Raw genomic sequence first — 23,881 nt, 5'->3', positions numbered from 1 at the left:
GCGAGGCGTGCTTCTGCTAGGATTCGCGCCGACCCGTTCTTTAACACCACCGACTCCCCAAGGCCCGATCATGCATCCGATGGTCCAATTCGCGCTGCGTGCCGCTCGCAGTGCCGGCGAACAGTTCCTGCGCATCCGTGAGCGTATCGAGAACGCCCACGAAGAACACAACCTCGACCGCCTGCTCGAGGACGCCGCCCGCAATGCCGAGACCCTGATTTCCCGTCAGCTGTCCCGCGGCTATCCCCAGCATGGCGTCGTCGGCCGCTATACCCCCCATCGTGGCGGGGAAGGCGAGGGCAGCGACATCCTGTGGCGCATCGAACCCTTCCACGGCTACTCCAACCTGGCCGTCGCCTCCCCCGGTTTCGCGCTGTCGCTGGTATGCCTGGTCAAGGGCCGCCCGGAGCATGCGGTGGTGATCTGCCCCTTCAGCGATGACGAGTACCTGGCCAGCCGTGGCCGCGGTGCCCAGCTCAACGGCAAGCGCATCCGCGTGCCGAAGAGCACGGCGATTGCCGGCAGTCGCATCGCCATGAGCCTGCCGGAGACCTGGCTGCGGCCGCGCTTGCTGCCCGCCTACCTGACCCTGACCCAGCAGCTCGCGCCCCAGATCGAGCTGCAGCGCGCCTCCGGCAGCGGCCTGCTGGATATCGCCGAGCTGGCCGCCGGACGCGTTGATGCCACCTTCGTGCTGGGCCTTGAGGAGCAGGACATGCACGTCGGTACCCTTCTGCTCAAGGAGGCCGGGGCGCTGATGGGCACCCCCGACGGCCAGCCATCCATCGAGGTCGAGGGCCAGCTGATGGCCGCCGGACCGCGGCTGTTCAAGGCGCTGGTGCAGCAGCTCAAGCCGCACTTCTGAGCGGCGCCCGGCGATGGCCGGGCCGGCGATGACCGTCTTCACGATGACGCCCCCGCGGCCTGGCCGCGGGGGCGTCGTGCGTTCTGCAGGAGGGGGGGCGGGCGAGGTTACATCCAGTGACAGTCACGGGACTGTTCTGGCTGGCCATGTCGGTGTAGCTTGGGAGGTGTCCGGCGGTCCGACGACCCCGGCATCATGCGCCCCCGGGGGTCACGCCGCCGGGCCATGAGACCCACCCGCGAGAGGAGTGACGATGCAACCGCTCAGCTATTACTACTACAACGTGCTGGAAAGCCTGGAGAAGCCCTGCGACGTCCCCGCCGTGCACCTCCAGGAAGGCTATGACCTCCTGTATCGCTACGGCGGTCGGGTCGAGATGGACCTGATTCGCCGCGCCGAGCAGGCCAGCGCGAATGGCGAGCCGTACCACTGGCACGAGGCCCTCGATGCCGAACAGCAGGACAAGCTGCGTCGTGCCCTCGACGACGGGAATCCGGCCAAGATCCTCAAGGTGATGCAGCGTAACGGTTATGCCGGCGTGCTCTATCATCACGCCCGCGAAGTCTATCGTCCCGACGCCCAGGGCGTCGCCTAGCTGCGTCCTCTCGACCCGCCCGGCTACAGGGCGGGCATGAAAAAGCCCCCGGCACGCCGGGGGCTTTTTGCTGAGGGCGGGCGCGATACCCGGGTCAGGGCAGCTCCTCGGCCTCCGGGTCCTCTTTCTTGGCCGGGATCAGGTCCTCCCGCTGCAGCTTGAGCGGCAGCAGCAGGGCCGCGGACACGTAGATGGACGAGAAGGTTCCGATCACCACGCCGAAGATCAGCGCCACGGCGAAGAAGTGGATCATGTCGCCGCCCAGGGTCACCAGGGCCAGCAGCACCAGCAGGGTGGTGCCGGAGGTCGCCAGCGTGCGCGACAGGGTCTGGTTGATGGCCTCGTTGAAGATGGCCGGCATGTCGTCGATCCGCGACTTGCGGATGTTCTCGCGGATACGGTCGTAGACCACGATGGTGTCGTTCAGCGAGTAGCCGATCACCGCCAGTACCGCCGCCAGCACGGTCAGGTCGAACTCGAAGCCGAACAGCGCGAAGGCGCCGACCACGATGATGACATCGTGGAGCAGCGCCAGCAGGGCGCCGAGGGCGAACTTGTACTGGAAGCGGGCCGCCACGTAGAGCATCACGATGCCCAGCGCCACCAGCATGCCCATGCCGCTCTGGTCACGCAGCTGGTCGCCGACCTGGGCGCCGACGAACTCAGCGCGGACCAGGGAGACGTCGTTGCCGGCGTCCTGCAGCAGCGCCACTACCTGGTCGCCGACGCCGGCCTCGAAGGCCTGCTGGAGACGGATCAGCACCTCGGTGGAGGCGCCGAAGGTCTGCACCGCCACGTCCTGGAAGCCGGCGGCCTCCAGCGTCTGGCGTACCGTCTCCAGCGCCGGCGCGCTGGCGAAGCGCACCTCCACCAGGGTGCCGCCGGTGAAGTCGAGGCCCAGGTTGAGCCCCAGCAGCAGCAGCGAGACGATCGACGCCAGCAGCATCGCCGCGGAGATCGCGAAGGCGACCCGCCGCTTGCCCATGAAGTCGAACTGTCGTTGTATCAGGGATTTCATAGGCACCTCTTATATCCAGAGCTTCTTGAGCGGCTTGCCGCCGTAGCACAGGTTGACCATGGCGCGGGTCACCATCAGGGCGGTGAACAGCGAGGTCAGGATGCCCAGCGACAGCGTCACGGCGAAGCCCTTGACCGGCCCGGTGCCGATCGAGAACAGGATCAACGCCACCAGCAGGGTGGTGATGTTGGCGTCGACGATCGAGGTGAAGGCCCGCTCGTAGCCGGCGTGGATGGCCTGCTGGACCGAGAGCCCGGTGCGCAACTCCTCGCGGATGCGCTCGAAGATCAGCACGTTGGCATCCACCGCCATGCCCAGCGTCAGCACGATGCCGGCGATGCCGGGCAGCGTCAGGGTGGCCCCGAGCAGCGACATGGCGGCCACCAGCAGGGTCAGGTTGAGCGCCAGGGCGAGATTGGCGAACACCCCGAAGACCTTGTAGCGCACCAGCATGAACAGCACCACCAGCAGCAGGCCGATCTGCACCGAGAGCACGCCGCGCTCGATGTTCTCGGCGCCGAGGCTCGGCCCGATGGTGCGTTCCTGGGCGAAGTAGATCGGCGCGGCCAAGGAGCCTGAGCGCAGCAGCAGGGCCAGCTCGGCCGCCTCGGTGGGCGAGTCGAGGCCGGTGATGCGGAAGCTGTTGCCCAGCGCGCTCTGGATGGTGGCCAGGCTGATGATGCCGCGCTCGGTGTAGGGGTCGCGGACGGTGACCTCCTCGCCGTCCTCGATCACCGTGCGCTCGCGGGTCTTGTGCTCGATGAACAGCACCGCCATGTTGCGGCCGATGTTGGTGCGGGTGGCACGGTTCATCAGGGTGCCACCGGTGCCGTCGAGGTCGATGTTGACCTGGGGGCGGCCGTTCTCGTCGAAGCTGTGGTTGGCGTTGGAGACGCTGTCGCCGGTGATGATCACGTCGCGCATCAGGGCGGCGTTGCGCGCGGGCTCGTTGCGGAACGGGAAGGTCTGGGTCTCGACCTCCGGGGTGTCCGGGCGGGCCTCGAGGCGGAACTCCAGGTTGGCGGTGGCGCCGACGATGCGCTTGGCCGCGGCGGTGTCCTGCACGCCGGGCAGTTCGACGACGATGCGATCCGGGCCCTGGCGCTGCACCAGCGGCTCGGCCACGCCCAGCTCGTTGACGCGATTGCGCAGGGTGGTCAGGTTCTGGTTGATCGCATAGTCCTGGATCTCGTCCACGGCGGTGTCGGTCAGCGTCATCGCCAGGCCGGCGCCCCGCGAGAGGTCGACGTTACGGTAGTCGAACTCGGGAAACTCGCGGCTGATCAGCCGCCGAGCCTCGCTGCGGTCCTCGGCGTTCATGAAGTCCATGCGGATCGAGCGCCCGTCGATCTCGGTGTTGCGGTAGCGCAGGCGCTCGTCCCGCAGGGTCTCGCGCATGGCGCTGGCATTGACCTCGAGGCGCTGGGTCACCGCGGCCTCCATGTCCACCTCGAGCAGGAAGTGCACGCCACCGCGCAGGTCCAGGCCGAGGGTCATGGGGGAGGCGGCCAGGGATTCCAGCCAGGCCGGGGTCGACTCGGCCAGGTTCAGGGCCACCACGAAGTCCTCGCCCAGGGCATCGCTGATCAGGTCGCGGGCGCGGATCTGGTCGTCGGCGTTGTCGAGGCGGATCAGCACGCTGCCGGCGTTGCGCTCGACGGACTGGATGTCGATGCCGGCCTCGCTCAGGGTGGTCTCGAGGCGCTCGAGGCGGCGCTCCTCGAGGCTGGTGTCGCCCCGGTCGCTGCTGATCTGCACCGCCGGATCCTCGGGGAAGAGGTTGGGGAGGGAGTAGACCAGGCCGACGAGGAGGACGAGGAGTATCAGCAGATACTTCCACAGGGGGTAACGGTTGAGCATGGGAGCCCTGCCCTCAGGTTGCTGATGATGGAGACGGACGCTACGCCATCACGAGCACCGGGCGGAGCCGGTCGGCCGGGCCCCGCCTCGGTGGTCGCAGGGCAGCCCGCCGCGCCAGGGCGACGCGGCGGGCGCGGGTACGCCCGGTCAGATGGACTTGAGCGTGCCCTTGGGCAGGACGGCGGCCACGGCGTTCTTCTGCACGTTGACCTCGGTGCCCTCGGCGATCTCCATGGTCAGGAACTCGGTGTCGTCGCTGACCTTGGTGATGCGGCCGAGCATGCCGCCACCGATGACGATCTCGTCACCCTTGGAAAGGTTGCCGATCAGCTGCTTGTGCTGCTTGGCCCGCTTGGCCTGGGGGCGCCACAGCAGGAAGTAGAAGATCAGCACGAAGCCGACCAGCATCACGATCTGGGCGATGCCGCCGCCGGCGGCAGCGCCGGCATCCTGGGCCAGGGCCGGGGAAATGAAGAAGTCCAGCATGTACGACGATCTCCTGAGTCGCGTGAGAACAAGGTGGCGCCTGGGCGCCGAGCCGCCGGCCCCGGGGCCGGCCAGCCGTCAATTGGGTGCGGGGGGGACCGGCAGGCCGCGGCGTGCGTAGAACCCTTCCACGAAGTTGGCCAATGTACCCGCTTCGATAGCACCGCGCAAACCGGCCATCAGGCGCTGGTAATGGCGCAGATTGTGGATGGTATTGAGCATCGAGCCAAGCATTTCGCCACAGCGGTCCAGGTGATGCAGGTAGGCTCGGGAGAAGTGCTGGCAGGTATAGCAGTCGCAGTCCGCCTCCAGCGGGGCGGTGTCGTGACGGTGCTTGGCGTTGCGGATCTTGACCGTGCCCTCGGCGGTGAACAGGTGGCCGTTTCTCGCGTTGCGGGTGGGCATCACGCAGTCGAACATGTCGACGCCGCGACGCACCCCCTCTACCAGGTCCTCCGGCTTGCCTACCCCCATCAGGTAGCGCGGCTTGTCAGCCGGCATCCACTCGGGAAGGTAATCGAGCACCTCGATCATCTCGGCCTTGGGCTCGCCCACCGAGAGCCCGCCGATGGCGTAGCCATCGAAGCCGATGGCCTCGAGGCCCTTGAGCGACTGCTCACGCAGTTGGGGATACATGCCGCCCTGGATGATGCCGAACAGCGCCGAGGGCGAATCGCCGTGGGCGTCGCGCGAGCGCCTGGCCCAGCGCAGCGACATCTCCATGGAGCGCCGCGCCTCCTCGAGGGTGGCCGGATAGGGCGTGCACTCGTCGAAGATCATCACGATGTCCGAGCCCAGCGAGCGCTGCACGGCCATCGATTCCTCGGGGCCCATGAACACCTTGGCACCATCCACCGGCGAGCGGAAATGCACGCCTTCCTCGGTGATCTTGCGCATCTCGCCCAGCGAGAACACCTGGAAGCCGCCGGAATCAGTCAGGATCGGCTTGTCCCACTGGGCGAAGTCGTGCAGGTCGCCGTGGGCCTCGATCACCTCGGTGCCCGGGCGCAGCCACAGATGGAAGGTATTGCCGAGGATGATCTCGGCGCCAATCTCCTCTACCGCCTGGGGCGTCATGCCCTTGACGGTGCCGTAGGTGCCTACCGGCATGAAGGCCGGCGTCTCCACGGTACCTCGGGGGAAGGTCAGGCGTCCGCGGCGCGCCCGGCCGTCGCTGGCCAGGGGCTCGAAGGTCATGAAGCATTCGTCTCGCATGGGATCTCTCGAAATTCGTCGGAGCGTGCGGCCACTTGGTCGTCTGTCTCTCCGGCTTAGCGGGCTCTGGTGAGATACATGGCGTCGCCGTAGCTGAAGAAGGCGTAGCCCTCGCGGACCGCCTCCCGGTAGGCGGTCATCACCGTCTCGAAGCCGGCAAAGGAGGACACCAGCATCAGCAGGGTCGACTCCGGCAAGTGGAAGTTGGTGACCAGGGCATCGACAACCCGCCACTCGTAGCCGGGGTAGATGAAGATGTCGGTCTCGCCGCTGTAGGGGGCGATCTCGCCGTCGGCGCTCTTCAGGCAGGCCGACTCCAGGCAGCGCACGCTGGTGGTGCCCACGGCCACCACCTTGTTGCCCCGGGCGCGGGCGGCCCGCACCTGCTCGCAGACGGTCTCGGACACCTCGATCCACTCGCTGTGCATCTGGTGCTCGCGGATGTCGTCGGCGCGCACCGGCTGGAAGGTGCCGGCGCCTACATGCAGGGTGACGAAGGCGCTCTCGATGCCCTTGGCGGCAAGCGCCTCGAGCAGCGGCTCGTCGAAGTGCAGCCCGGCGGTAGGCGCGGCCACGGCGCCGTCGCGGCGAGCATAGACGGTCTGGTAGCGCTCCCGGTCGGCCAGTTCGTCCTCGCGGGTGATGTAGGGGGGCAGCGGCATATGGCCATGGGCCTCGAGCAGCGCGATCAGCGGCGTCTCACCGAGGAAACGCAACTCGAACAGTGCCTCGCGGCGGCCCTCGACCACGGCGTGGATGCCGCCCTCGAACACGATCTCGGTGCCGGGCTTGGGCGACTTGCTCGAGCGCAGGTGGGCCAGGCCGCGATGGGCGTCCAGCGGGCGCTCCAGCAGCATCTCCACGCGCCCGCCGCTGGCCTTGTGGCCGTGCAGGCGGGCGGGGATCACCCGGGTATCATTGAACACCAGCAGGTCCCCGGTCGCGAGGTGCTCGAGCAGGTCGGGGAAGCGACGGTGGGCGAGCCGGCCGCTGGCGCCATCGACGCACAGCAGGCGGCAGTCGCTGCGTTGTTCGGAGGGATAGCGGGCGATCAGCGCCTCGGGGAGCTCGTAGTGAAAATCGGCGCGCTGCATGGGGCGTTTCGGTCCGGATGAAGGGCATGAACGACGGCTCGGACGAGCCGTGGCAAGCCGACAAGGATACCGTGTCCCGTGCGTGAAGTCAGGGGGGCGATTGACCTGCTCCACGGCCCACGTATAATGCGTCGCCGTTGCCGGTGTGGCGGAATTGGTAGACGCAGCGGATTCAAAATCCGCCGCCCTCACGGGTGTGTCGGTTCGAGTCCGACCACCGGCACCACTTGTAAATCAAGTGCTTACCAGCGGTTTTCCCTCTCTCGTAGCACCCCTCCTCAGTGCTTGGTCGCAGTTTGGTCGCAGATGGCCGCATCCAGTCGCGGCAGCCTCGTGGCGATGTCATCGAGCCCGGCGTCGAACATATGCGCATAACGCGATGTGACGATCAGGCTGGAGTGCCCCAGCAGATCCCGCACCGTGGTCATGCTCTCGCCGGCCTGGGCCAGCATGCTGGCGTAGCTGTGGCGCAGGTCGTGGAAGCGCAGGTCCGGCCGGCCCACCGCCTGCCTGGCCTTCTCCCAAGCCAGGCGCAGTCGCGGATAGGTGGTGGCGAAGGGCAGATCCTCCAGCCATGGCCGCGCGTCCTCCGGTACCGGGACCACCCGGGCCTTACCGCTCTTCGTCTGGTCTGGTCGCAGCAGGATGCGACCACCGTGGACGTTCGAGGCGTCCAGGCTGAGCAGCTCCCCCTGACGTAGCCCGGTGAGCGCCGCCAGGGCGATGACCTTCTTCTCCACGGGGTTCCGGTCGGGGATCGCCTGCAGCAGTTCGCTGAGCTGATCTGTGGTCAGGTAGACGTGCCGCTCGTTCTTGGGTGACTTCTTGCGCAGCTTGTCTCCCAACGGCTGCTCGAGCCATCCCCACTCGCGGTAGGCCAGGTTGAGCACGCGCTTCACCACCTGGAGGTGGTTGTTGATCGTGCTCTGGGCCCGGCCATTCCGGCGCAGGTCCCGGGCCATCTCCCGGGCCCGGTCAAGCGTCTCCTGGCCGAGCAGCACCCGGTCGCCCATGTAGGCCGCAACCGGGCGGATCGCCTTCACCTGGCTGGCCACGTCGTACTCGTCGATCCAACGCTCGAGGCCCTCGATGAAGGTGCGGTGCGGCTGGCGCCCCATCACCTCCCCATGGAAGACCGCCTCGTTCAGTTCAGCTTCGCGCTTGGCGGCGTACTCTCGCGCCTGGCGTTCCCCGTCTCGATCCCCCGCAAACGTTCGTTGATGTCGCTGACCGTGGTGCGTTTCCGTGACCACCCACCGGTCGCGCTTCTCCCTGTAGCGGACAGTGATTCCCATGTGTTGCGTCCCCCTGTCTGAGGGCCGCGCTTGCAGCCCTCAGAGTATGCCGCGACGTCGGCCGGCTCAAACCGGATCGCGGTACCGAGCTGGTGGTAGCCGATGCGGTGCTTGTTCGCATAGACCCAGCTCAGGCTCATGGCGAGCTGCTGGGCCACCTCCTCCGGTGTGAGCAGTGCCATCGTCAGTCTCCCGTTCTCCGCTGGCCGTTGGGTCCATGCCCCCGGCCGCCTCTCCATTGCTGCTCCTGCCGGCCCACAGCTTCGTCCTGGCGGCGCTTCACCAGCTCCTGGACCTCGGGCATGGCCTCGAGGCTGTGCAGTCTCTGCAGGGCCGTCTGCTGGCGCTGGATGATGCGGCCCGCGATGTCGGCGAGCTGCCACATATCCGTCGGCGTTTCCCCGTCCGGCCGGACCTTCCCCAGGCCATAGCAACCGCCGCACGGCTGGCGCTTGTTGCCCTTGATCTGGTCGGTGCCGGTGCCCATGCAGAGGGTGCAGTCGTCCTTCTCGATCTCCCGCCAGTGCTGTCGCCACTCCCCCTCGAGGGCGACGCTCTCGACCTCACGATCTAGGTCGCGGTATAGCGCCAGGCGCTGGCCATCCAGGGCCCCGGTCCCGTGGTGAAGGGCGACCAAGGTGAAGCGGCCTCCCTGGGTGCGGTGCGTGTGGGTAGGCTTCGTGGTCATAGGCTACTGCCTTGCGATGGGCCCAGATGGGCAGGGGCCCAATGTGCAGATAGCGATCCTGCTATCAACGTGACAGCAGGAAAACCAAAATTCACTGTGCTAGCTTGATAAAACGTAAGATCAGAGGAAGGGGGGAGAGGAACATGCCTGATAGAGAGATACCGAGAAAAATTTTTGATCCATATCGTAGGGTTACAGACGACATGAATTGGGATACTCACCGGCCAATTTATGAAGCTCCTTTTCTGCCTACTGAAAATAACCAGGATGATGAAAAATCTGGCGATGAGCAGGAGGATGAAGCTACTGACGTTATCCAAGATCACACTCACTTGAGATCGTAATGTCTGACAGGCGCTTCCGTGACCCCGCAACGCAATGCTGATGAGTTCGCAGTTTTTGTCTCTTTCAACGTTGAAAAGCTGACAGAAACCCTTAACGCCCGTGCTGACAGGTTCTGCACTTTTCTTCTGATTCTGCTGGGTTCGGCAGTTTTTGGCTCCATGGCGGATACCTTCTGGCTTGGTTTTGCCGTGGCCAGCACCGCTGCTGTGCAGTTCGTCTGGCGATTCGGTGAAGCGGCTGGGGCCGCTGGCTCTCAGAAGCAGCGCTATGCTCTGCTGCTGGGGTGTATGAGTAGTTTGAGCGATAGTGATCTGGCTGCAGAGCTTGAGCGTATCCAAGAGCATGACAGTCGCCCGTTGTCCGCAATTGAAGCAATCGCCTTTAATAAGGCGTGTCTTATGCGCGGGCAGTCTGATCAGATGAAACCCCTTCCCACTCCTGCTCGGATGCTGGCGCCATTTATAGGAGGACACCCTTGTGGTAGTTCTCTGAGGCGTGGCTCGGCTTCCAGTTTTTGAGTCCATATGCTGCTTCATACGTAGCGTCCTCAATGTTGTACCAGCTGGCGCTCGGTGCTCAGGTCCAGTGCCGGGGCGGCCGGGCGCAGGCCCGGACACTCGTCGGCGGCGATACCCTTCCAGTCGGGGTGGCCGGTACGGTGCTCCGGCTGCACGCCCTGGTGGGCCTCCCACTGCCAGGTGGCCACGCCTTTGCAGTACTGGCGGTGGCCCTCGGCGGCGATCTCGGCGTCGGTGCCCTGGACGGCGCCCAAGGCGAGGAGGGCGGCGCTGCCGACGACCAGGGCGGCGAACCCACCGACGATGCCGCCGGTGGCGCGGTCGGTGTGCTGTTGGCGTGTCATGCGCATGCGGCGTCCTCCCGGCGGTAGAGGGTGATGTTCCCGTTGTGGTGGAGCTGCTCGAGCATCCAGCGCAGCCAGTCGATGGCCTCTTGCTCGTAGCGGTGCGGCTCCTGGGCGACGATGGTCACCAGCTCGCCGGTGCTGGGCACGAAGAAGGCGGGGCGGTAGCCGGCCCGGGGCGAGCCCTGGACAGCCTCCTGCGCCAGCAGCTGCGTCTCGGGGTCGGTGATGCCGTGGCGCTGGGCGTGCTCGCGCCAGGCGACGGCGATGTCGTGCACGTGGTAGGGGAACTGGGTGGCGTCCTGGTGCTGGTTCATGAGGGCTTGCCCTCCTCGATCAGGCGCTCCAAGCGCTCGGCCATGTTGAGCAGGTCGGCGTGGACCGTCTGCTGCGCGATCTGCCAGGACCATCCCATGCGCTGCATGTAGTCCTGGTCCCACAGGCGGCTCAGCCAAGCGTCCATCCCCACGGCCTCCGGATCGGTGTGCGTGCAGCCCCGGGGCATGGTGACGAGGCGATAGCTCAGGCGGTCGCCGCCGTGGATGTAGAGCCATGCCTGGTGCCGGCCGGCGAGGTTGAGGTCGAGCACCAGGTCCTGGATGCGGGCCATCAGGAAACGAGTGGCGGATGGAATGCTTGGCGTGCTCATGCGTAAAGGCTCCCGGTGTCGCGGCGAGTGAGCCGCGCGGTGGCTGACACTTGCTGGCGCGTGCGCTGGGGCGGACGGTGGCGCATGGCCTCGGCGTGGGGGTTCAGGCCGGAGACGAGCAGCGCCAGCACGAGCGGGGCGATCCAGCCGCGGCGCATGCCCTTCACGATGGCGTCGGCGGCTCGGGTGGCGCGCAGGCGGTAGTAGATGGCCTCGGCAGTGCTCTTCACGGTGGACGGGCTGATGCCGCGCTCCCGGGCGATCTCCTTCTGCGTCATGCCCGCGGCAAGCCCGGCGAGCACCTGGGCTTGCTTGGCGGTGGGCCAGTCCGAGCCGCGCTTGCCGATGCAGCATCGGAAGCCGGCGAACTCGATGTGCTGCGGTGCGTGATCCATGTGATGTCCCCCATCCATGCGCTGAACTTGTGAACCAAATATGTACCATTGGTACAGCAATGGTCAAGTACCAAAAGTACATTTCAGGGCTTGGGCACAAAAAACCGCCTCGAGGGCGGGCTGTCGGAGGTCAGGAAGAGCACGGGTCAGCGGTATGTAGAAGGCTCAGGGCATTGTGGGAGTAGGGGTGCCCGGGTAGCATCTTCTGGCCCCGTCGAGGGGCGCCAACAGAACATCGACTTACGCAAGGGGACTTATGAAACTCAAGGGAATGGTTGCCGCGATCGGCGTGGCCAGCGTGATGACGCTCAGCGGCTGCGCCAGCATCGTGGGCGACAAGGAACAGGCGATCACCATCAACAGCACCCCGTCCCAGGCGGACGTGGTGATCACCGATGAGCGGAGCATGGACGTGTTCGAGGGCAAGACCCCGACCACCGTGACCCTGCGCAAGGCCGACGGCTCATACTTCGGCGGAAAGAGCTACACCGTCAACATCAGCAAGGACGGCTTCGAGGACCGCACCGTGGCGATCTCCAGCTCTCCGAATGGCTGGTACGTGGCGGGCAACCTGGTATTCGGCGGCTTCGTCGGCTGGCTGATCGTGGATCCGCTGACCGGCTCCATGTATTCCCTCAGCCCGGACGAGATCAACGCCAGCATGGGCGAGAGCGTGGCCACCGCTGAGGACGGCAGCCAGGCCCTGAACATCGTCCTAGTCCAGGACGTGCCGCAGGAGCTGCGCAGCGACATGAAGCTGCTGGGGCAGCTGTGACAGCGTTACCAACGTCCTGAAACGCAAAAAGCCCGCATCATTGCGGGCTTTTTGGTGCTAGGGAGCCAGCTTAGGCAGCGTGAGCCTTCATCCTTTGCTGGATGGCTTGGCCAATAGCGTGAGCCACGGCTTGGCTGGCACCTTTCACCTTTAGGGTGGATTTCAGCGCTTGGGCCCCGTGGCGTTGCGTGAAGACGCCAAACAGCTCATCAGCATACGAACCGGACAGAGACGATACCTCACTGTAGTCCAGCACCACCTGCTCGCCTTTGTAGGCAAGCTCCTCGATCTGGTGGCGTTCCTGCGCTGCCGTGTTCCGATTTGCTAAGGAGCCCTTATATTTCAATGTCTTAGTCATGGTCTGCTCCCTCAGTGGCGCGGCATGGTGAGAGCTCACTCGGAGATGAGATCGTCCAGAATGGACTGCACGTCCTCATCGAGGGGCTCTTCTTCAATGTGTTTACCAAGCTCGCTGATCCTTAATCTACATGCGATTGCCACACCTTGCCAGTGCGGCACTGCAGCAAAGCTGCCGAATTCTGCGTCCTGTCGGGTGGTCGCGCTGGAGGTCAGCAAGGCATCCCCGCTGGCGATCCATAGGTCTCCATCGTATTGGCGCACTAGCTTCATGAGCTGGTCTAGGCCCAAGCCTTGGTGGTGGTTGCCGTCATGCCAGTGACGTGTCTCGGTCAGGTCGCCAAAGGGGGTGCCCATCGCATCCTCGGGTTGCTGCTGGGCAAATTCATCATGATCTACGTCTTTCGTAGAATGCTCTTTTCTCAGGCACCAGTCGATAGCGCTAGCATGATCGGTCGCTTCAGGAATGCCGCGCCGCTGGCACTCTCCAAGAAACCCCTTGCCTGCATCTACCACCGAGAACTCGATGGCGTCGTATTGTCCTCGATAATTCCAGAGCAGCGCCATCGAGAATCCAGCGCCTCCGGCGTGTGCTCGGACGTTGTCGTGAAGTTCGCCAATGACGCTGCATAGCTTGGCCACGCCAGGTAAGTCACCAGCGTGCCCACGAATACATGTAGAGGTCTCTGTAGTGGCGCGGTCAACGTCGTCAGCGTCTACCAGCATCATCATGGGGCTATACCGTAGACCCCGGTTTATGCGAGCCAAGGGGAAGTCATCATCGCCAAACAGCATGTAAGGCACCTGCAAGGCTGAGAACAATCCCTGATGACTGCCTGGATCGTCGTACTGGATCCCGCTGACCCCGTTCGTGTGGCCCAGGCTGGTGGCCACGGTGACAAAGCCTGGGGTGAGAAACCCTTGAGGGACTCTTAGCTCAGCGCCGGGCTCACCTACGATCCTTGATTGCGTTCTGATCGCATGCTTTAGGCATTTTTCTGCCATGGGGGCATCCCTGCTCATATGTCGTGTTGGTTATTAGCTGGCAAGTTGCCAGTGAGGAGGCTGGCTCCTGACTATATCTCAGTCCTGGGAAGGGCATCCATGAGGGTAGGCAAGACTCAGCGCATCCGCATGTCCGCCACCACCACGCCGATGACCCGGCAGTTACCGTTGATGGGCAAGTAGGGGTCCTTCCAGGCGGGGTTGAGGGCCTTGAGCATCTTGCCAGCGCCCGGCTCCTCGATGAAGCGCTTGAAGGTGGCCTCGCCGGTGTCGGTCATCACCGCGATGACGTCCTTGCCGGTCTCGGCGCTCTTCTCCGGGTCCACATAGATCAGGGTGCCCGGGCTGTATTCGGGGATCATCGACTCGCCGACCACCCGCAGCACGAAGGTCTGCTCGCTGGCGCTGGGCGGGCGCGGGTACCAGTTGACCGACTCGGGATCGAGCTCGACGTGGCAGACTTCGGCCCACTGGCCGGCCTGTACCCAGGAGATCTCAGGGCACATGCCCTGGAGCTGTGGTGCTGGTGCCACGTTGCTCTCACCTGATGGCGTTGAGCCGGCGCCCTCGTCAGCTGCTTTCTCGCCGGCTAGTTCGGAGAAGGTCATGGGGCCGCGCCCATAGGCCAGCCACTCCTCCCTGACCCGCAGAGCCTTGGAGATAGCCACCAGCTTGTCATGCCCTGGGCGGGCTTCGTCGTTGAGCCACTTGCTCGCTGCCTTCGGCGTCACTTGGGCCAATTTCGCAAGGCGAGCCCCTTCCCCGCGGCCGGATAACCCGGCGCGGTCAAGTGCTGCCCTTAAGCGTGCGCTGAATGGCGCTTCAGAATTCGGAGTGTGAACCATGCGTTCAATCATGGCAGTGGTTGCGTGTACTTTCAGTCCCGGCCTATTATGTACCGTAAGTACATAAGTGGAGGTCGGCAGTTCATGAGCGCACTGAGGTTTGCGATCGATAAGGTGGGCGGCGTCACGGAGTGCGCCCGGGTCTGCAACATCACGCCGCGCGGCGTTTACAAGTGGATCCATCGCGATGCTCTCCCTCGCACCGAGTTCACCGGCGAGACCCGTTACGCCAAGGCCATGGCTGAGGCGAGCAGTGGAGCCTTCACCGCTGAGTGGTTGCTGGCCAATGCCGGCCCTCGCTCTGTCCCAAAGATTACGCCCCAGCCAGGGATGGCAACGACCGCTTGAGAGAGGTGGTTGGATATACAGGAGTCGAGGGGGAAGAGATGACCGCCGCATTGACGCTGCTGAGCTACGGAGAGAGCTCACGCACCGACCTGATCCTCGAGGTGTCCCGCCTGGGGCTCGCCGTCGAGGAGGCGCTGCACGACCAGGGCCCGGTTGAAGAGGCCCGCCTTCGTGCCCGGTTCCATCACGCCATGGCCACGCTGCTGGCGCTGGTGAAGGCCGAGGAGGAGGACGACGAGGCCCGGGAGCGGATCGTCGAGCAATGGAGCCACCACGCGCAGCTGGTGGAGGAATACAAGGCCGAGCTCGCGAAGCTCGAGGGAGACGCACGATGAAGCAGGATATTCCGCTGCTGGAGCAGTGGCAGGTGGAACAAGAGCTCGGTCGCCTCATTGGAGAGCTTCAGGCAGTCCGGGAAAGCGTCTCTCGCCTAGAGGAAATGGTAGGGCGGGAGCGGGGCCACGAGCGTGAGGTGCTGGCGGAGATTCGAGCATATCGCCAGCACCTCGCCGCGCTCTATTCGGCTTGTGAGGCGCCCTCCGGTTCAGGTGCTAGGTGACTGATATGCGAGAACATGTCGTTTTTCGTGAATATTCCCTTGACGGCTTGGTAAACACCCGGGTCGTACGAATGCTGAGTCAACTCGTCGTGCAGTGCCATGAAAAGGTCCGCATCGCTGAGTTCTCTCACTGTGGCGGGAAGCCAGTGATGCTTGTTTACGGCATCGAGCTCGGCACCCATTCGCCCGGTAAGTACAGCCCAAGGTCGATCTTCTTGAGCTTTGATCCTTTCATGGCTGTAGCAGGCAACCAAGAAACTCTGAAGGGCCATGGGAAGAATGGCTCCAGGGCGTTCGTAACGTGGCATGTCTGGGTTTTCACTATCAACGCGCTGCGCCGTTTCTTGCAGGATCCGGTCCCAAACATGCTCGTGCAGCATTGGTTCGATTTCGGCCACGGTGTTGCTCCATTGGGATGTGTGGAAGCTCCTAATGTAGCGGGTAACACCGTGGCCCTCTATTCCCTGGGAGGTGGCTATGTCGGTTGAAGCCACCACCTGGGCCCTCCATCAGCAGGCCGTCACCGATCCTGGTGCCCGAGCGGTGCTGTTCGGCCTGGCCAACCATGCCAACCACGAGGGGCGGCACGCCTTCCCGAGCGTCGACCTGCTGCGCCGCTATACCGGCCTGGGCCGCCGCACGGTGATCGCCAAGCTCAAGCTGCTGCAGGACAAGGGGCTCATCCGTAAGGGCAACCAGCGGGTGGCCGCGGCGATCATCGACCGCGCCGACCGTCGCCCCACGGTGTACGACCTCGCCCTGGGCATGGGGCTCGAGGAGCTCGAGCCGATCGGCGACGAGCAGGCGCCGGACATGCCCCCCGAGCCGGGTGCAAATTCTGCACCCCGTGGGAATGACTCGCGAGGTGCACAGGCTGCACCCCGTGGAGATAGCGGGTTGCAGGATTCTGCCAACGGGGTGCAAATGACGACGCCACGGGGTGCAGGAGCTGCACCCGAACCGTCCGGAACCAACCCCCACTCTCTCTCTGGCGCGGGCGACGCGCCGAGCGAGCACCCGGTGTTCGAGCAAGCCGCCGGCCATGACGACGACGGCCAGCCCCCGGCGGGCGATCACCGCTTTGCCATGACCCTCGACTGGCAGCCCGAGCCCGAGGCGTTCGCCATGGCCTGCCAGCGCGCCGGCTTGCCTGCCGACACCGAGTACGCCCCGGCCCAGCTGGCCAAGTTCACCGCCCACCACGCCGATGCCCCGGGACGCCGCCACGGTCAGGCCGCCTGGGTCGCCAAGTTCGTCGACTGGATCCGCAACGATGCCCGCCGCGCTCCGCCTGCGGCCGGCTCCGCCACGGGAGGACAGCCTCATGGACACCGCACAGGACCTGCTGGCCAGCGCCAGCGCTTCTCGAACCTCAGCGCCGCGGAGGCTCGTCGCGAGCTTGAGCGCCGCCGCCGAGCGCAAGACCCAGCAGCGCCAGGGGGATCGGTCTACGACGGGGAGCTTGACCCCGGTCACTGAGCAGACCATCGACCGGCTGTTCGACGCCCTGGGGCAGCTGTACGGGGTGCACTGGCGCCGCCGCTGCGCCGAGGCCGGCTGGGGCGAGGAGCTCGAGGGCGAGTGGATCTGCCTCGACGTTCGCCACGAGTGGCTCCAGGCCCTGCAGCACCTTAGCGAGGCCCACGTGACTTGCGGGCTGGCCGCCCTGAACGCCGCCGCCGGCGAAGCCGTGGCTCAAGGTCGCACCGCCTGGCCGCCGGACAGCCCGATGCTGTTCGCCAAGGCGTGCCGCCTGCGCCCGGAGCCGCTGGGGCTGCCGAGCACCGAGCAGGCCTGGCGCAACGTCCAGGATCACGCGTTCGCCGGCAAGCCGTTCATCCACGACGCCGTGGCCGCCGCCGCCGAGCACGTCGACCTGCACAACATGCGCAGCGCCAGCTACCACCAGCTCGGCGAGCACCGCCGGCAGTTCGAGCACTACTACGCCAGCGACAACCGCGACTGCGTGGTGGAGCGGGTGGCCCGGGGCGACAGCATGCGCCCCCGGGCGGCCCTGGAGCACGACGCCAAGCGCCGCCGGGCCGAGCTGGCCGAGCGCGCCAGCCGAGACGAGGCCGCCCGCCAGGCCGAGGCCGCGGGCCTGCCGCACGCCATGAACGCCGACCAGGGGCTCCGGTCCCTGAAGGCCGCCCTGGGGAGGGGATGACCATGAGCGCAGTGATGCAACCGACCGGCAACGAGGTCTCCCGCGAGGCCTATGACGACGTGCGCCGCTCCGGGCGTGCCAACCAGCAACACCGTCTGGTGCTCGAGGCCCTGAGTCAGCACGGCCCCAGCACTCGGCATGACCTGGTCGAGCATACCGGGCTGCCGATCCAGACCGTCTGCCCGCGCTGCCATGAGTTGTTGGACCGGGGCGAGATCGAGGTCGTGGGTACTGCGGGCCGGCCGGCGCGCCAGGTGCTCGCCATCGTCGAGGAGGAGAAGGAGGGAGCCGAGCAATGAAGCCCGTCGATCTCGAGAACGAAGTCCTGCTGGCGCTGCGCCGCGCCGCCGGCGACACCCTGACCATCGCCCATCTCCACCGCCGGCTGAGCTCGGCCGCCGGTGAGGGCCCGATCTGGCGCCAGGTGGCCAGCACCTGCACCCGACTGGAGCGCCTGGGGTTCATCTACATCGCCGCCGAGGAGAAGGTCGGCGACGCCTGGCACCCGGCCTATGCCCTGACCGAGGCCGGCCGAGCCGCGGCGCACGCTGCGCGGATCCAGCGTCACAACGCAAGCCGGGAGGTGAAGGCGTGATGGCAGCCGCGCCTCTGACTCGTCCCAGCCGCCAGCGGTGCGCGGCCTGCCACCGGCTGGCGCCCGTCGGCCACTTCCGCGACGCCGTGTCGGACCCCGAGCGGCCCGGCCGCACCCGGCACATCACCCACGACACCTGCCAGGACTGCCGGCAGAACCGTCGCATCGCCCCGGGGAGGACGTTCCGATGACCGCACATCTCAAGGGCGGCCCGCAGGCCCGTCGCGCGGCGATCTTGTGTCAGAACCCGCGCTTCCGCCTTTACCTCGACCGGCGGCGCCGGTGCCAGCACGGCATGGCCGAGGGACAGCTGCCGGATGGCACCCACACCGAGCAGGACGCCGCCGATGCCATCCGCCTGGCCTGCGGGGTGGCGAGTCGCGCCGAGATCGACCACAGCGCCTCGGCCCGGGCGATGCTCGACCGGATCGTCGCCGACTACCAGCGCTGGGAGCGCCAGCAAAGGAGAGCAGGATGATCAAAGTCACGCCGCTGCAACAACCTACCGCAAACACCTGCGCCCATGCCTGCCTGGCCATGGTGACCGGTGAGTCCATCGATGCGCTGATCGAGCGCTTCGGCGATCGCGGGATCTGCTGGGAAGACGACGCCCTGGTCTTGGTGGAGAACGGCATCTTCCCGGTCAAGATCGCTGGCGCCGGCCACCCGTTCCCCTGGGTGGGAGCCTATCTCGTCTCGGCGCCGAGCCTGAACCAGCCGGGCAAACTGCACGCGGTCATAGTCGAGGCCTCCGAAACGGGCTATGTGGTCCACGACCCGAATACCGGCCGCGAGGGCGTCGAGGCGTATGGCCCTGACGCCATCATGGGCGGCGAGCTGGCGCGAGTAGACGTCACCTACCTCGATACCGAGATCCTGCGGGGCATGAAGCGCAAGGAGGGCAAGGCCGCATGACCGAGCGCCACCACCCGAGCGAAGACCAGGCCCGCGCCCTGGCCGAGAGTGAGCGGTTCTGCGAGTGGCTCGATGCCACGGCGGCCACGCCCCATGGCTGGCCGCACAACCGCACCACGGCGAAGCGGTGGCTCGAGCGGGCGTGCGGGGTCGAGAGCCTCGGCTGGCTGGCCACCAACCGCCAGGCGTCCGATCGGCTGCGGGACATCGCCCGCCGCTTCGACGCCTGGGATCGGAACGAGGAGCTGGCGGTATGAGCGAGCCGAGGGAGCAGCCCCGGGGTGCCCGATACGTGAACAAGCCAAGGAGGGCGAGCTGATGGCGTCGACGCCGAAGCGGATTACCCGTCGCAAGCGGACCTGGCGGGAGAGGTCCCTCACCGCGCCGACCATGGGGAAGACCGGGACTGCCAAGCCCGCCGCCCCCGGGGCACCCCGTATCGATCACGAGGGCAACGAGCAGAAGGCGTTGGTGCTCTGGCTCTATGGGGAGTGGCAGCGCGGGTCCGAGGTGGGCCAGGCCTACCCGGTGACCTACCACGTACCCAACGGCGGCCAGCGCAACAAGAAGACGGCGGCCGACCTGAAGCGGCAGGGCGTGAAGGCCGGGGTGTCCGACCTGGTGGTGATGGAGGCGCGTGGGGGTCTGTTTGGGCTGTATCTCGAGCTCAAGGCGACGCCGCCCCGGCATGCCGCCATCGCGCCTTCCCAGCGTGACTGGCTGGCGCTGGCCGACGAGCGGGGGTATGGGGCCGTGCTGGCGCGAGGCCTAGAGGAGGCCCGGGCGGTGCTGAGGGAGTACATGGCGTTGCCGCCGACCCGGGTGGTGGGCGCTGTGCGGCGTATCGAGTCGGGGACTGACTGGAGGGAGTGATGCGAACGAGCCAACTGGTCGGAGGGGACCTGACGCGCATGTCGGTCCGCCAGCTGGAGGAGGTGATGCGAACGCTGGGGCCCAAACAGGCGCGCAGCCAGGAGGCGGCCCGCGCCATGGTCGCAGAGCTGATGGAGATCGAGGCGGAGTGGCGGCTGGGCCAGCGCCATCGAAACCCCGGTTTTGCTCCGGTCTCGCCGGTGGACGGGATCGGTGAAGGCCGTGGGGAGGTGACGGGCGCCGTCGACCACATGGCTGAAGCGGCGACCCGGTACTGCTACGAGAGCGAGCTGGCGCAGGTGGCGCATGCCCTGGTCGGCGGGATCACCGAGCACCAGGCCGCTGCGGTACTGATGTGCACCCGTCTGGTGGCTCGCTCGATGGCGCCCAGGGATGAGAAGCGAGAGCTCACCAGCGAGCAGCTGGCGCACCCCTCGCGCCAGGTGTGGGCCCTGCAGCGGCTCGGGTTCCCACCAGGTGGTGGCTGCCGGTTCCTGTCAGCGGGTGCCATGCGCAAGGCGGCGACCCAGGCGCGGGGGCGAATGGTGCGCCATGTTATCCACAGGATCGAGGAAGAAAACACAACATCTTGCGTTTTGGTAACTGGGTAGCTACTCTATAGCCATTGTCGATTACTGCGCCCTGGCGGGCTTTCCCGCCGGGGCGCTTCCGTTTGTGCCGCCCTGGCTCGGTGTCCCCCTCGAGCGTCTCTCCCCTGGGCGGCCTTTTCTTCGCCGAGGTCATCATGTCTCAGCCGCTACAGCGCCGCCTGATCGATGAGGTCGTCGATCGGGAGGGCGGCTATGTGAATCACAGCGCCGACCGTGGTGGCCCGACCCGCTACGGCATCACCGAGGCCGTAGCTCGGCGCCATGGGTACAAGGGCGACATGCGCGAGCTGCCTCGCCGCCTGGCCTTCGAGATCTACGCGGATCGCTACTGGCACAGCCTGCGCCTCGATCAGGTCGCCGAGATCCACGAGCCGCTGGCCGAGTACCTATTCGACTTCGGGGTCAACTCCGGGCCGGGCCGCGCCGGCGAGTACCTCCAGCGCCTGCTCAATGTGCTGAACCGCGTCGAGCGCGACTACGACGACATCGCCGTGGATGGCGCCGTCGGCCCGGCCACCCTAGGTGCCTTGGAGGCCTACCACGAGACCCGGGGCCGCCCTGGGCTGCATGTGCTGGCGCACGCGGTCAACGGCCTGCGCCTGGCGTTCCTGGTGGAGTTGGCCGAGCGCCGGGAGAGTCAGGAGGCGTTCTCCTTCGGGTGGTTGCGCCGCGTCATTGAACTGCGAGATGGAGGCGCCTGATGCCATGGCGAAACACCGGCTGGCTGCAAGATGCCCTGCTGGCTCTATCCGCAGGTGGGGCCGTGATGATGGGGCTGCTCGCTAAGATCGCCCACGAGGTCAAGATGGGACACCGTCCGAGATTCTTCACTCGTCGGCTGTGGCTGGACGTGCCGGCCCTGGCCGCCATGGTCGCTGTCGCGGCCGGTATCAACGTGTATTTCGAGCTCGAGGGCTGGCCCGGCAGTGCGGTCGGCGTCGTCTGTGGCTGGCTGGGCCCGCGCAGCATCGACGTGATGCTGATGGCCGTGGCCGAACGTGTCAGGGGAGGTCGGTGATGGACTGGAAAGATGCTGTCGGGGAGGTGGCCAAGTATGCGCCCGCCGTGGCCACTGCGCTTGGCGGCCCTGCTGCTGGCGGTATCACTGCTGGCGCGGCCGACCTGGTCACTGGGCTGCTGGGTGTCGAGAACACTCCTGCTGGCCTGGTGGCAGCGACTCAGGACGAGGAGAAGCGGGCGGAGCTGATCCGCATCAACAATGAGCACCGCGAGAAGCTCGAGCAGATGCGCCTCGATGCCGAGGCAGCCGATGCCGCCGAGAAGACGGCACGACTGGTCGAGACCCAGAAGACCATGCGTGCAGAGCTAGAGCATGACGGCGTCTATAAGTCCGGCTGGCGGCCGGCTCTGGGCTGGGTGTTCGCCGCCTCACTCGGCGGCCTGGCTGGCGTGATGGTCTACGCCATCGGCCGGGAGCCAACGCTGGTCAGCGACCCCGAGTTCACCGGCATGCTCGCCTGGCTGTTCGTGACTATGGGCGCCGCCTTGGGCATTAACGTGCGGGAGCGCTCAAAGGACAAAGCTCGCCGAGCGGGACACCGCCCGGCGAGATTTATGGATGCGATAAGCTTTAATAACAGAGAAGGGTAGAGTGGTTGTTTTTATCAGCGGTATTGTTTTGCTCTACTTGTCTCGAAAAAATGTGTGCATAAAGAACATGCAGTACCACATAAAAGCAAATGCCCTGGCTGAATTTTCGCGTGTTCCGTATCTAATAGACTCTCCGTGAAGCACCAGGTTTCGATTTATTATGTGGTCCGGTATTTTGATTTCTGGTCTATTCCTTGTGCTGACAATGACGGGCATCTTTGTGCTTAGCATGGGAAGAAGTAAGGCACTCAGGTAGTTTTCTTCATTGTTGTTTTCTCTTGCGGCAGTAAGTAATGAGGTTCCGCCTTTTCCAGGCGACCACACAGGGTGGCCATGGTTCTCTTTAGAGTACCCATCAGCCTGCATCAAAAAGATAGGCGCTGACAGGAAATACTTGCCTGAGGCATGTGCACCTATCGCTTCCAAGATGATTTTCATTCGATCATCAGTCACTTCTTTAGGCTTGGTTGTTGAAAAATCATTCATGACTTCTTCGAAGTGCTTCGTCATGTAGTTATCAGCAGCATTTGCTCCTTCAGAGTGGAAGATGGTCTGGTACTCTTTGGCTTGCTGAAAATGCTCCCCTAAGGATAGCTCGAAGTCAGGAAACCACCCATTTTCAGCAAGAAGCTCAATGCGCTCTTTTTGTTGAAGCTCAAAGGTGTCTAAATCTTCTGGTATTTGAGAGGCGATTTCTTGGAAGCGTTCAACTATCGGCGAGATGCTGGCTTGAATTTCGTGGAACATATCGGGAATTTGTGCTGACGCTTCTTTGAGTGGGCGCATTTTCTCTTGAATGGCACTCAAGTTCTTTTTGAGATCGACCTGCCATTGGGGCAAGGTTATTCGGATTTGAGAACGAAACTGTTCAAACTGCTTTTGCTGTTTCTCGAGATCCTTATCCATCACTCAACTCCTTCATCTATATGCCTCAACGTCCCGCTCAGCCCTGCCGAGAGAGGTTATGTCGACAGCTTACCCGGGAGCGCCATGGTTATTGCAAGGAGCACGAGCGCCTGCAGACCGGCTGGGCTCGTCACCAGGAGAGCAAGTCGGCCAGCCAGAGAGGCTATGGCTCACGCTGGCGCAAGCTGCGTCAGCTGGTGATGGAGCGGGACCGCTGGCTGTGCCAGGCCTGCCGCCGCAAGGGTCGCGCCACCCCGGCCGCGGTCGTCGACCACATCGTCAACAAGGCCGAGGGCGGCTCTGACAGCCCCGACAACCTCGAGGCGCTGTGCCGGCTGTGCCACAAGGCGAAGACCCAGCAGGAGGCCCAGCGGGGCCGAGAGCGGGGCGGCTCAGGGGGAGGGGGTGGTCGAATCTCTGGAGCCTGAGCCGGCCGAGACCGCCCGCGCAGTCGATTTTTTATGCGCGAGAAATAACGAAAGTTTTTCTGAGGGGTTCCGATGGCCAACGGCGCACCAGTTCGGGCCTCGGGTGGAGGCCGCAAACGCAAGACCGGACAGCAGCACAAAAGCTCGTTGACCCGCATGCCGCCGCCGCCCGAGCTGATCGACGAGACGGCCGTTCGGGTGTGGAAGACTCAGTCCAGGGTGCTGATCGACCGCGGCACCTTCGAGGTCGAGGACGCCCCGCTACTGATCGCCTACTGCAATTCGTTCGCCTACATGCTGCAGGCCGAGGCGTCGATCACCCAGCACGGCATGGTGGTGCCCACCGCGGACGGCAGCATCAAGAAAAGCCCCTTCGTGGCGGTGCGCGCCGACTGTATCGCCCAGCTGACCCGCACCGGCTCGCTGCTGGGGCTCGACCCCCTGACCCGCATTCGCATGCTGGGCGCGGGCGGTGGCGGCGAGGAGGGCGGCGAGGGAAACGACTTCCAAGAGTTCTGA

39 protein-coding genes, 1 tRNA gene and 1 pseudogene are annotated in these 23,881 nt (G+C 65.3%); 23 read left to right on the top strand and 18 right to left on the bottom strand.

Annotated elements, in window-relative coordinates; all coding sequences use genetic code 11:
- Positions 1-70 precede the first annotated feature (70 nt).
- Both EKG36_RS13345 and EKG36_RS13340 read left to right on the top strand, forming a co-directional pair.
- On the top strand, positions 71-865 hold the full coding sequence (locus EKG36_RS13345; protein ID WP_126484891.1) for an inositol monophosphatase family protein: 795 nt from the start codon (positions 71-73) through the stop codon (positions 863-865).
- 253 nt (positions 866-1,118) lie between these two features.
- Positions 1,119-1,460: a hypothetical protein gene (locus EKG36_RS13340; protein WP_126484889.1), complete on the top strand. Its 342-nt coding sequence runs from the start codon at positions 1,119-1,121 to the stop codon at positions 1,458-1,460.
- A 94-nt stretch (positions 1,461-1,554) separates the two neighbouring features.
- Here the strand turns inward: EKG36_RS13340 and secF are convergent, their stop codons facing one another.
- The 5 genes from secF to queA form a co-directional block, all read right to left on the bottom strand.
- Positions 1,555-2,478, bottom strand: a complete 924-nt coding sequence (gene secF, locus EKG36_RS13335; RefSeq protein WP_126484887.1) for a protein translocase subunit SecF — start codon at positions 2,476-2,478, stop codon at positions 1,555-1,557.
- A 9-nt stretch (positions 2,479-2,487) separates the two neighbouring features.
- Positions 2,488-4,338, bottom strand: coding sequence for a protein translocase subunit SecD (gene secD, locus EKG36_RS13330; RefSeq protein ID WP_126484885.1), 1,851 nt, complete (start codon positions 4,336-4,338; stop codon positions 2,488-2,490).
- Positions 4,339-4,485: 147 nt separating this feature from the next.
- A complete protein-coding gene (gene yajC, locus EKG36_RS13325) occupies positions 4,486-4,824 on the bottom strand; it encodes a preprotein translocase subunit YajC (protein WP_126484883.1) in 339 nt (112 codons plus the stop codon).
- A gap of 78 nt (positions 4,825-4,902) precedes the next feature.
- Entirely contained in the window at positions 4,903-6,021 is a 1,119-nt protein-coding gene (tgt, locus tag EKG36_RS13320; RefSeq protein ID WP_126485031.1) for a tRNA guanosine(34) transglycosylase Tgt, read from the bottom strand.
- Positions 6,022-6,095: 74 nt separating this feature from the next.
- Positions 6,096-7,133 (bottom strand): tRNA preQ1(34) S-adenosylmethionine ribosyltransferase-isomerase QueA, encoded by a 1,038-nt coding sequence (gene queA / locus EKG36_RS13315; protein ID WP_126484882.1) that lies wholly within the window; start codon positions 7,131-7,133, stop codon positions 6,096-6,098.
- Between the two features lie 139 nt (positions 7,134-7,272).
- On the opposite strand from queA, the gene EKG36_RS13310 reads away from it, so the two are divergent.
- Positions 7,273-7,359, top strand: a tRNA-Leu gene (locus EKG36_RS13310).
- A gap of 52 nt (positions 7,360-7,411) precedes the next feature.
- Here the strand turns inward: EKG36_RS13310 and EKG36_RS13305 are convergent.
- Genes EKG36_RS13305 through EKG36_RS13295 form a run of 3 tightly spaced genes read right to left on the bottom strand, consistent with a single transcriptional unit; the run spans position 7,412 to position 9,116 of the window.
- On the bottom strand, positions 7,412-8,251 hold the full coding sequence (locus tag EKG36_RS13305; protein ID WP_126484880.1) for a tyrosine-type recombinase/integrase: 840 nt from the start codon (positions 8,249-8,251) through the stop codon (positions 7,412-7,414).
- A gap of 26 nt (positions 8,252-8,277) precedes the next feature.
- A complete protein-coding gene (locus tag EKG36_RS13300; RefSeq protein ID WP_126484878.1) occupies positions 8,278-8,610 on the bottom strand; it encodes a helix-turn-helix domain-containing protein in 333 nt (110 codons plus the stop codon).
- Between the two features lie 2 nt (positions 8,611-8,612).
- Positions 8,613-9,116 (bottom strand): hypothetical protein, encoded by a 504-nt coding sequence (locus tag EKG36_RS13295; protein ID WP_126484876.1) that lies wholly within the window; start codon positions 9,114-9,116, stop codon positions 8,613-8,615.
- A gap of 143 nt (positions 9,117-9,259) precedes the next feature.
- Between EKG36_RS13295 and EKG36_RS13290 the strand changes: the two genes are divergently transcribed.
- Positions 9,260-9,460: a hypothetical protein gene (locus tag EKG36_RS13290; protein ID WP_126484874.1), complete on the top strand. Its 201-nt coding sequence runs from the start codon at positions 9,260-9,262 to the stop codon at positions 9,458-9,460.
- Between the two features lie 18 nt (positions 9,461-9,478).
- The gene (locus EKG36_RS13285) at positions 9,479-9,979 is read left to right on the top strand and encodes a hypothetical protein (RefSeq protein WP_126484872.1); all 501 of its coding nucleotides are present in this window, start codon (positions 9,479-9,481) and stop codon (positions 9,977-9,979) included.
- 29 nt (positions 9,980-10,008) lie between these two features.
- On the opposite strand, the gene EKG36_RS13280 is transcribed toward EKG36_RS13285, so the two are convergent.
- Genes EKG36_RS13280 through EKG36_RS13265 form a run of 4 tightly spaced genes read right to left on the bottom strand, consistent with a single transcriptional unit; the run spans position 10,009 to position 11,367 of the window.
- Entirely contained in the window at positions 10,009-10,329 is a 321-nt protein-coding gene (locus EKG36_RS13280) for a hypothetical protein (RefSeq protein WP_126484870.1), read from the bottom strand.
- Positions 10,320-10,640, bottom strand: a complete 321-nt coding sequence (locus tag EKG36_RS13275) for a hypothetical protein (RefSeq protein ID WP_126484868.1) — start codon at positions 10,638-10,640, stop codon at positions 10,320-10,322. Before EKG36_RS13275 ends, EKG36_RS13280 begins: the two co-directional genes overlap by 10 nt.
- Positions 10,637-10,972, bottom strand: coding sequence for a hypothetical protein (locus EKG36_RS13270; protein ID WP_126484866.1), 336 nt, complete (start codon positions 10,970-10,972; stop codon positions 10,637-10,639). The genes EKG36_RS13275 and EKG36_RS13270 overlap by 4 nt, the downstream gene beginning before the upstream one ends.
- Complete coding sequence (locus EKG36_RS13265; protein ID WP_185827559.1) at positions 10,969-11,367, bottom strand: response regulator transcription factor; 399 nt, start codon at positions 11,365-11,367, stop codon at positions 10,969-10,971. The genes EKG36_RS13270 and EKG36_RS13265 overlap by 4 nt, the downstream gene beginning before the upstream one ends.
- A gap of 256 nt (positions 11,368-11,623) precedes the next feature.
- Between EKG36_RS13265 and EKG36_RS13260 the strand changes: the two genes are divergently transcribed.
- The gene (locus EKG36_RS13260; RefSeq protein WP_126484862.1) at positions 11,624-12,142 is read left to right on the top strand and encodes a peptidase associated/transthyretin-like domain-containing protein; all 519 of its coding nucleotides are present in this window, start codon (positions 11,624-11,626) and stop codon (positions 12,140-12,142) included.
- Positions 12,143-12,212: 70 nt separating this feature from the next.
- Here the strand turns inward: EKG36_RS13260 and EKG36_RS13255 are convergent, their stop codons facing one another.
- From EKG36_RS13255 to EKG36_RS21105, 4 genes and pseudogenes are all read right to left on the bottom strand, one after another.
- Positions 12,213-12,500, bottom strand: coding sequence for an STAS-like domain-containing protein (locus EKG36_RS13255; protein ID WP_126484860.1), 288 nt, complete (start codon positions 12,498-12,500; stop codon positions 12,213-12,215).
- 35 nt (positions 12,501-12,535) lie between these two features.
- Positions 12,536-13,066, bottom strand: a complete 531-nt coding sequence (locus tag EKG36_RS13250) for a hypothetical protein (RefSeq protein ID WP_126484858.1) — start codon at positions 13,064-13,066, stop codon at positions 12,536-12,538.
- Between the two features lie 554 nt (positions 13,067-13,620).
- On the bottom strand, positions 13,621-14,037 hold the full coding sequence (locus EKG36_RS20810) for a S24 family peptidase (protein ID WP_246007513.1): 417 nt from the start codon (positions 14,035-14,037) through the stop codon (positions 13,621-13,623).
- Between the two features lie 105 nt (positions 14,038-14,142).
- Positions 14,143-14,349 (bottom strand): annotated as a pseudogene (locus tag EKG36_RS21105) (helix-turn-helix domain-containing protein); the annotation flags it as partial.
- A gap of 84 nt (positions 14,350-14,433) precedes the next feature.
- Between EKG36_RS21105 and EKG36_RS13240 the strand changes: the two are divergent.
- Together EKG36_RS13240 and EKG36_RS13235 are read left to right on the top strand one after the other, a co-directional pair.
- The gene (locus EKG36_RS13240; protein WP_126484854.1) at positions 14,434-14,697 is read left to right on the top strand and encodes a helix-turn-helix domain-containing protein; all 264 of its coding nucleotides are present in this window, start codon (positions 14,434-14,436) and stop codon (positions 14,695-14,697) included.
- A 38-nt stretch (positions 14,698-14,735) separates the two neighbouring features.
- Positions 14,736-15,032 (top strand): hypothetical protein, encoded by a 297-nt coding sequence (locus EKG36_RS13235; RefSeq protein WP_126484851.1) that lies wholly within the window; start codon positions 14,736-14,738, stop codon positions 15,030-15,032.
- Positions 15,033-15,213: 181 nt separating this feature from the next.
- Here the strand turns inward: EKG36_RS13235 and EKG36_RS13230 are convergent, their stop codons facing one another.
- Complete coding sequence (locus EKG36_RS13230) at positions 15,214-15,654, bottom strand: hypothetical protein (protein ID WP_126484849.1); 441 nt, start codon at positions 15,652-15,654, stop codon at positions 15,214-15,216.
- 79 nt (positions 15,655-15,733) lie between these two features.
- Here EKG36_RS13230 and EKG36_RS13225 point away from each other — a divergent pair, with 79 nt between their 5' ends.
- The 13 genes from EKG36_RS13225 (at position 15,734) to EKG36_RS13165 (ending at position 22,028) form a co-directional block, all read left to right on the top strand.
- Positions 15,734-16,735 carry a DnaT-like ssDNA-binding domain-containing protein gene (locus EKG36_RS13225; protein WP_126484847.1) on the top strand — a complete coding sequence of 334 codons (1,002 nt, stop codon included), beginning with the start codon at positions 15,734-15,736 and terminating at the stop codon, positions 16,733-16,735.
- Entirely contained in the window at positions 16,719-17,423 is a 705-nt protein-coding gene (locus tag EKG36_RS13220; protein WP_126484845.1) for a hypothetical protein, read from the top strand. Before EKG36_RS13225 ends, EKG36_RS13220 begins: the two co-directional genes overlap by 17 nt.
- A 2-nt stretch (positions 17,424-17,425) precedes the next feature.
- Entirely contained in the window at positions 17,426-17,722 is a 297-nt protein-coding gene (locus EKG36_RS13215; RefSeq protein WP_126484843.1) for a DNA glycosylase AlkZ-like family protein, read from the top strand.
- On the top strand, positions 17,719-18,018 hold the full coding sequence (locus EKG36_RS13210; RefSeq protein ID WP_126484841.1) for a hypothetical protein: 300 nt from the start codon (positions 17,719-17,721) through the stop codon (positions 18,016-18,018). The genes EKG36_RS13215 and EKG36_RS13210 overlap by 4 nt, the downstream gene beginning before the upstream one ends.
- Complete coding sequence (locus EKG36_RS13205) at positions 18,018-18,209, top strand: hypothetical protein (protein ID WP_126484839.1); 192 nt, start codon at positions 18,018-18,020, stop codon at positions 18,207-18,209. Before EKG36_RS13210 ends, EKG36_RS13205 begins: the two co-directional genes overlap by 1 nt.
- Positions 18,206-18,496, top strand: coding sequence for a hypothetical protein (locus EKG36_RS13200; RefSeq protein ID WP_126484837.1), 291 nt, complete (start codon positions 18,206-18,208; stop codon positions 18,494-18,496). The genes EKG36_RS13205 and EKG36_RS13200 overlap by 4 nt, the downstream gene beginning before the upstream one ends.
- The gene (locus EKG36_RS13195; protein WP_126484835.1) at positions 18,493-18,933 is read left to right on the top strand and encodes a hypothetical protein; all 441 of its coding nucleotides are present in this window, start codon (positions 18,493-18,495) and stop codon (positions 18,931-18,933) included. Before EKG36_RS13200 ends, EKG36_RS13195 begins: the two co-directional genes overlap by 4 nt.
- Entirely contained in the window at positions 18,930-19,190 is a 261-nt protein-coding gene (locus EKG36_RS13190) for a hypothetical protein (RefSeq protein ID WP_126484833.1), read from the top strand. Before EKG36_RS13195 ends, EKG36_RS13190 begins: the two co-directional genes overlap by 4 nt.
- Before the next feature lie 61 nt (positions 19,191-19,251).
- A complete protein-coding gene (locus tag EKG36_RS13185) occupies positions 19,252-19,806 on the top strand; it encodes a VRR-NUC domain-containing protein (RefSeq protein WP_126484831.1) in 555 nt (184 codons plus the stop codon).
- Positions 19,806-20,417 carry a hypothetical protein gene (locus EKG36_RS13180; RefSeq protein WP_126484829.1) on the top strand — a complete coding sequence of 204 codons (612 nt, stop codon included), beginning with the start codon at positions 19,806-19,808 and terminating at the stop codon, positions 20,415-20,417. Before EKG36_RS13185 ends, EKG36_RS13180 begins: the two co-directional genes overlap by 1 nt.
- Positions 20,418-20,551: 134 nt before the next feature.
- Positions 20,552-21,118 carry a glycoside hydrolase family 108 protein gene (locus EKG36_RS13175; RefSeq protein ID WP_126484827.1) on the top strand — a complete coding sequence of 189 codons (567 nt, stop codon included), beginning with the start codon at positions 20,552-20,554 and terminating at the stop codon, positions 21,116-21,118.
- The gene (locus EKG36_RS13170) at positions 21,118-21,435 is read left to right on the top strand and encodes a hypothetical protein (protein ID WP_126484825.1); all 318 of its coding nucleotides are present in this window, start codon (positions 21,118-21,120) and stop codon (positions 21,433-21,435) included. The genes EKG36_RS13175 and EKG36_RS13170 overlap by 1 nt, the downstream gene beginning before the upstream one ends.
- Positions 21,435-22,028, top strand: coding sequence for a 3TM-type holin (locus EKG36_RS13165; RefSeq protein ID WP_126484823.1), 594 nt, complete (start codon positions 21,435-21,437; stop codon positions 22,026-22,028). The genes EKG36_RS13170 and EKG36_RS13165 overlap by 1 nt, the downstream gene beginning before the upstream one ends.
- Before the next feature lie 33 nt (positions 22,029-22,061).
- On the opposite strand, the gene EKG36_RS13160 is transcribed toward EKG36_RS13165, so the two are convergent.
- Positions 22,062-22,934 carry a hypothetical protein gene (locus tag EKG36_RS13160; protein ID WP_126484821.1) on the bottom strand — a complete coding sequence of 291 codons (873 nt, stop codon included), beginning with the start codon at positions 22,932-22,934 and terminating at the stop codon, positions 22,062-22,064.
- 20 nt (positions 22,935-22,954) lie between these two features.
- Between EKG36_RS13160 and EKG36_RS13155 the strand changes: the two genes are divergently transcribed.
- Together EKG36_RS13155 and EKG36_RS13150 are read left to right on the top strand one after the other, a co-directional pair.
- Positions 22,955-23,362 carry an HNH endonuclease gene (locus EKG36_RS13155; protein ID WP_126484819.1) on the top strand — a complete coding sequence of 136 codons (408 nt, stop codon included), beginning with the start codon at positions 22,955-22,957 and terminating at the stop codon, positions 23,360-23,362.
- A 156-nt stretch (positions 23,363-23,518) separates the two neighbouring features.
- Positions 23,519-23,881, top strand: coding sequence for a phage terminase small subunit P27 family (locus EKG36_RS13150; protein ID WP_246007512.1), 363 nt, complete (start codon positions 23,519-23,521; stop codon positions 23,879-23,881).

Origin of the sequence: Halomonas nitroreducens, assembly GCF_003966155.1 — a bacterium.
In the GTDB taxonomy this organism is placed as follows: domain Bacteria; phylum Pseudomonadota; class Gammaproteobacteria; order Pseudomonadales; family Halomonadaceae; genus Halomonas; species Halomonas nitroreducens.
Note: the sequence above shows the minus strand (reverse complement) of the source record. Positions and strands in the feature narration are given on the sequence as shown.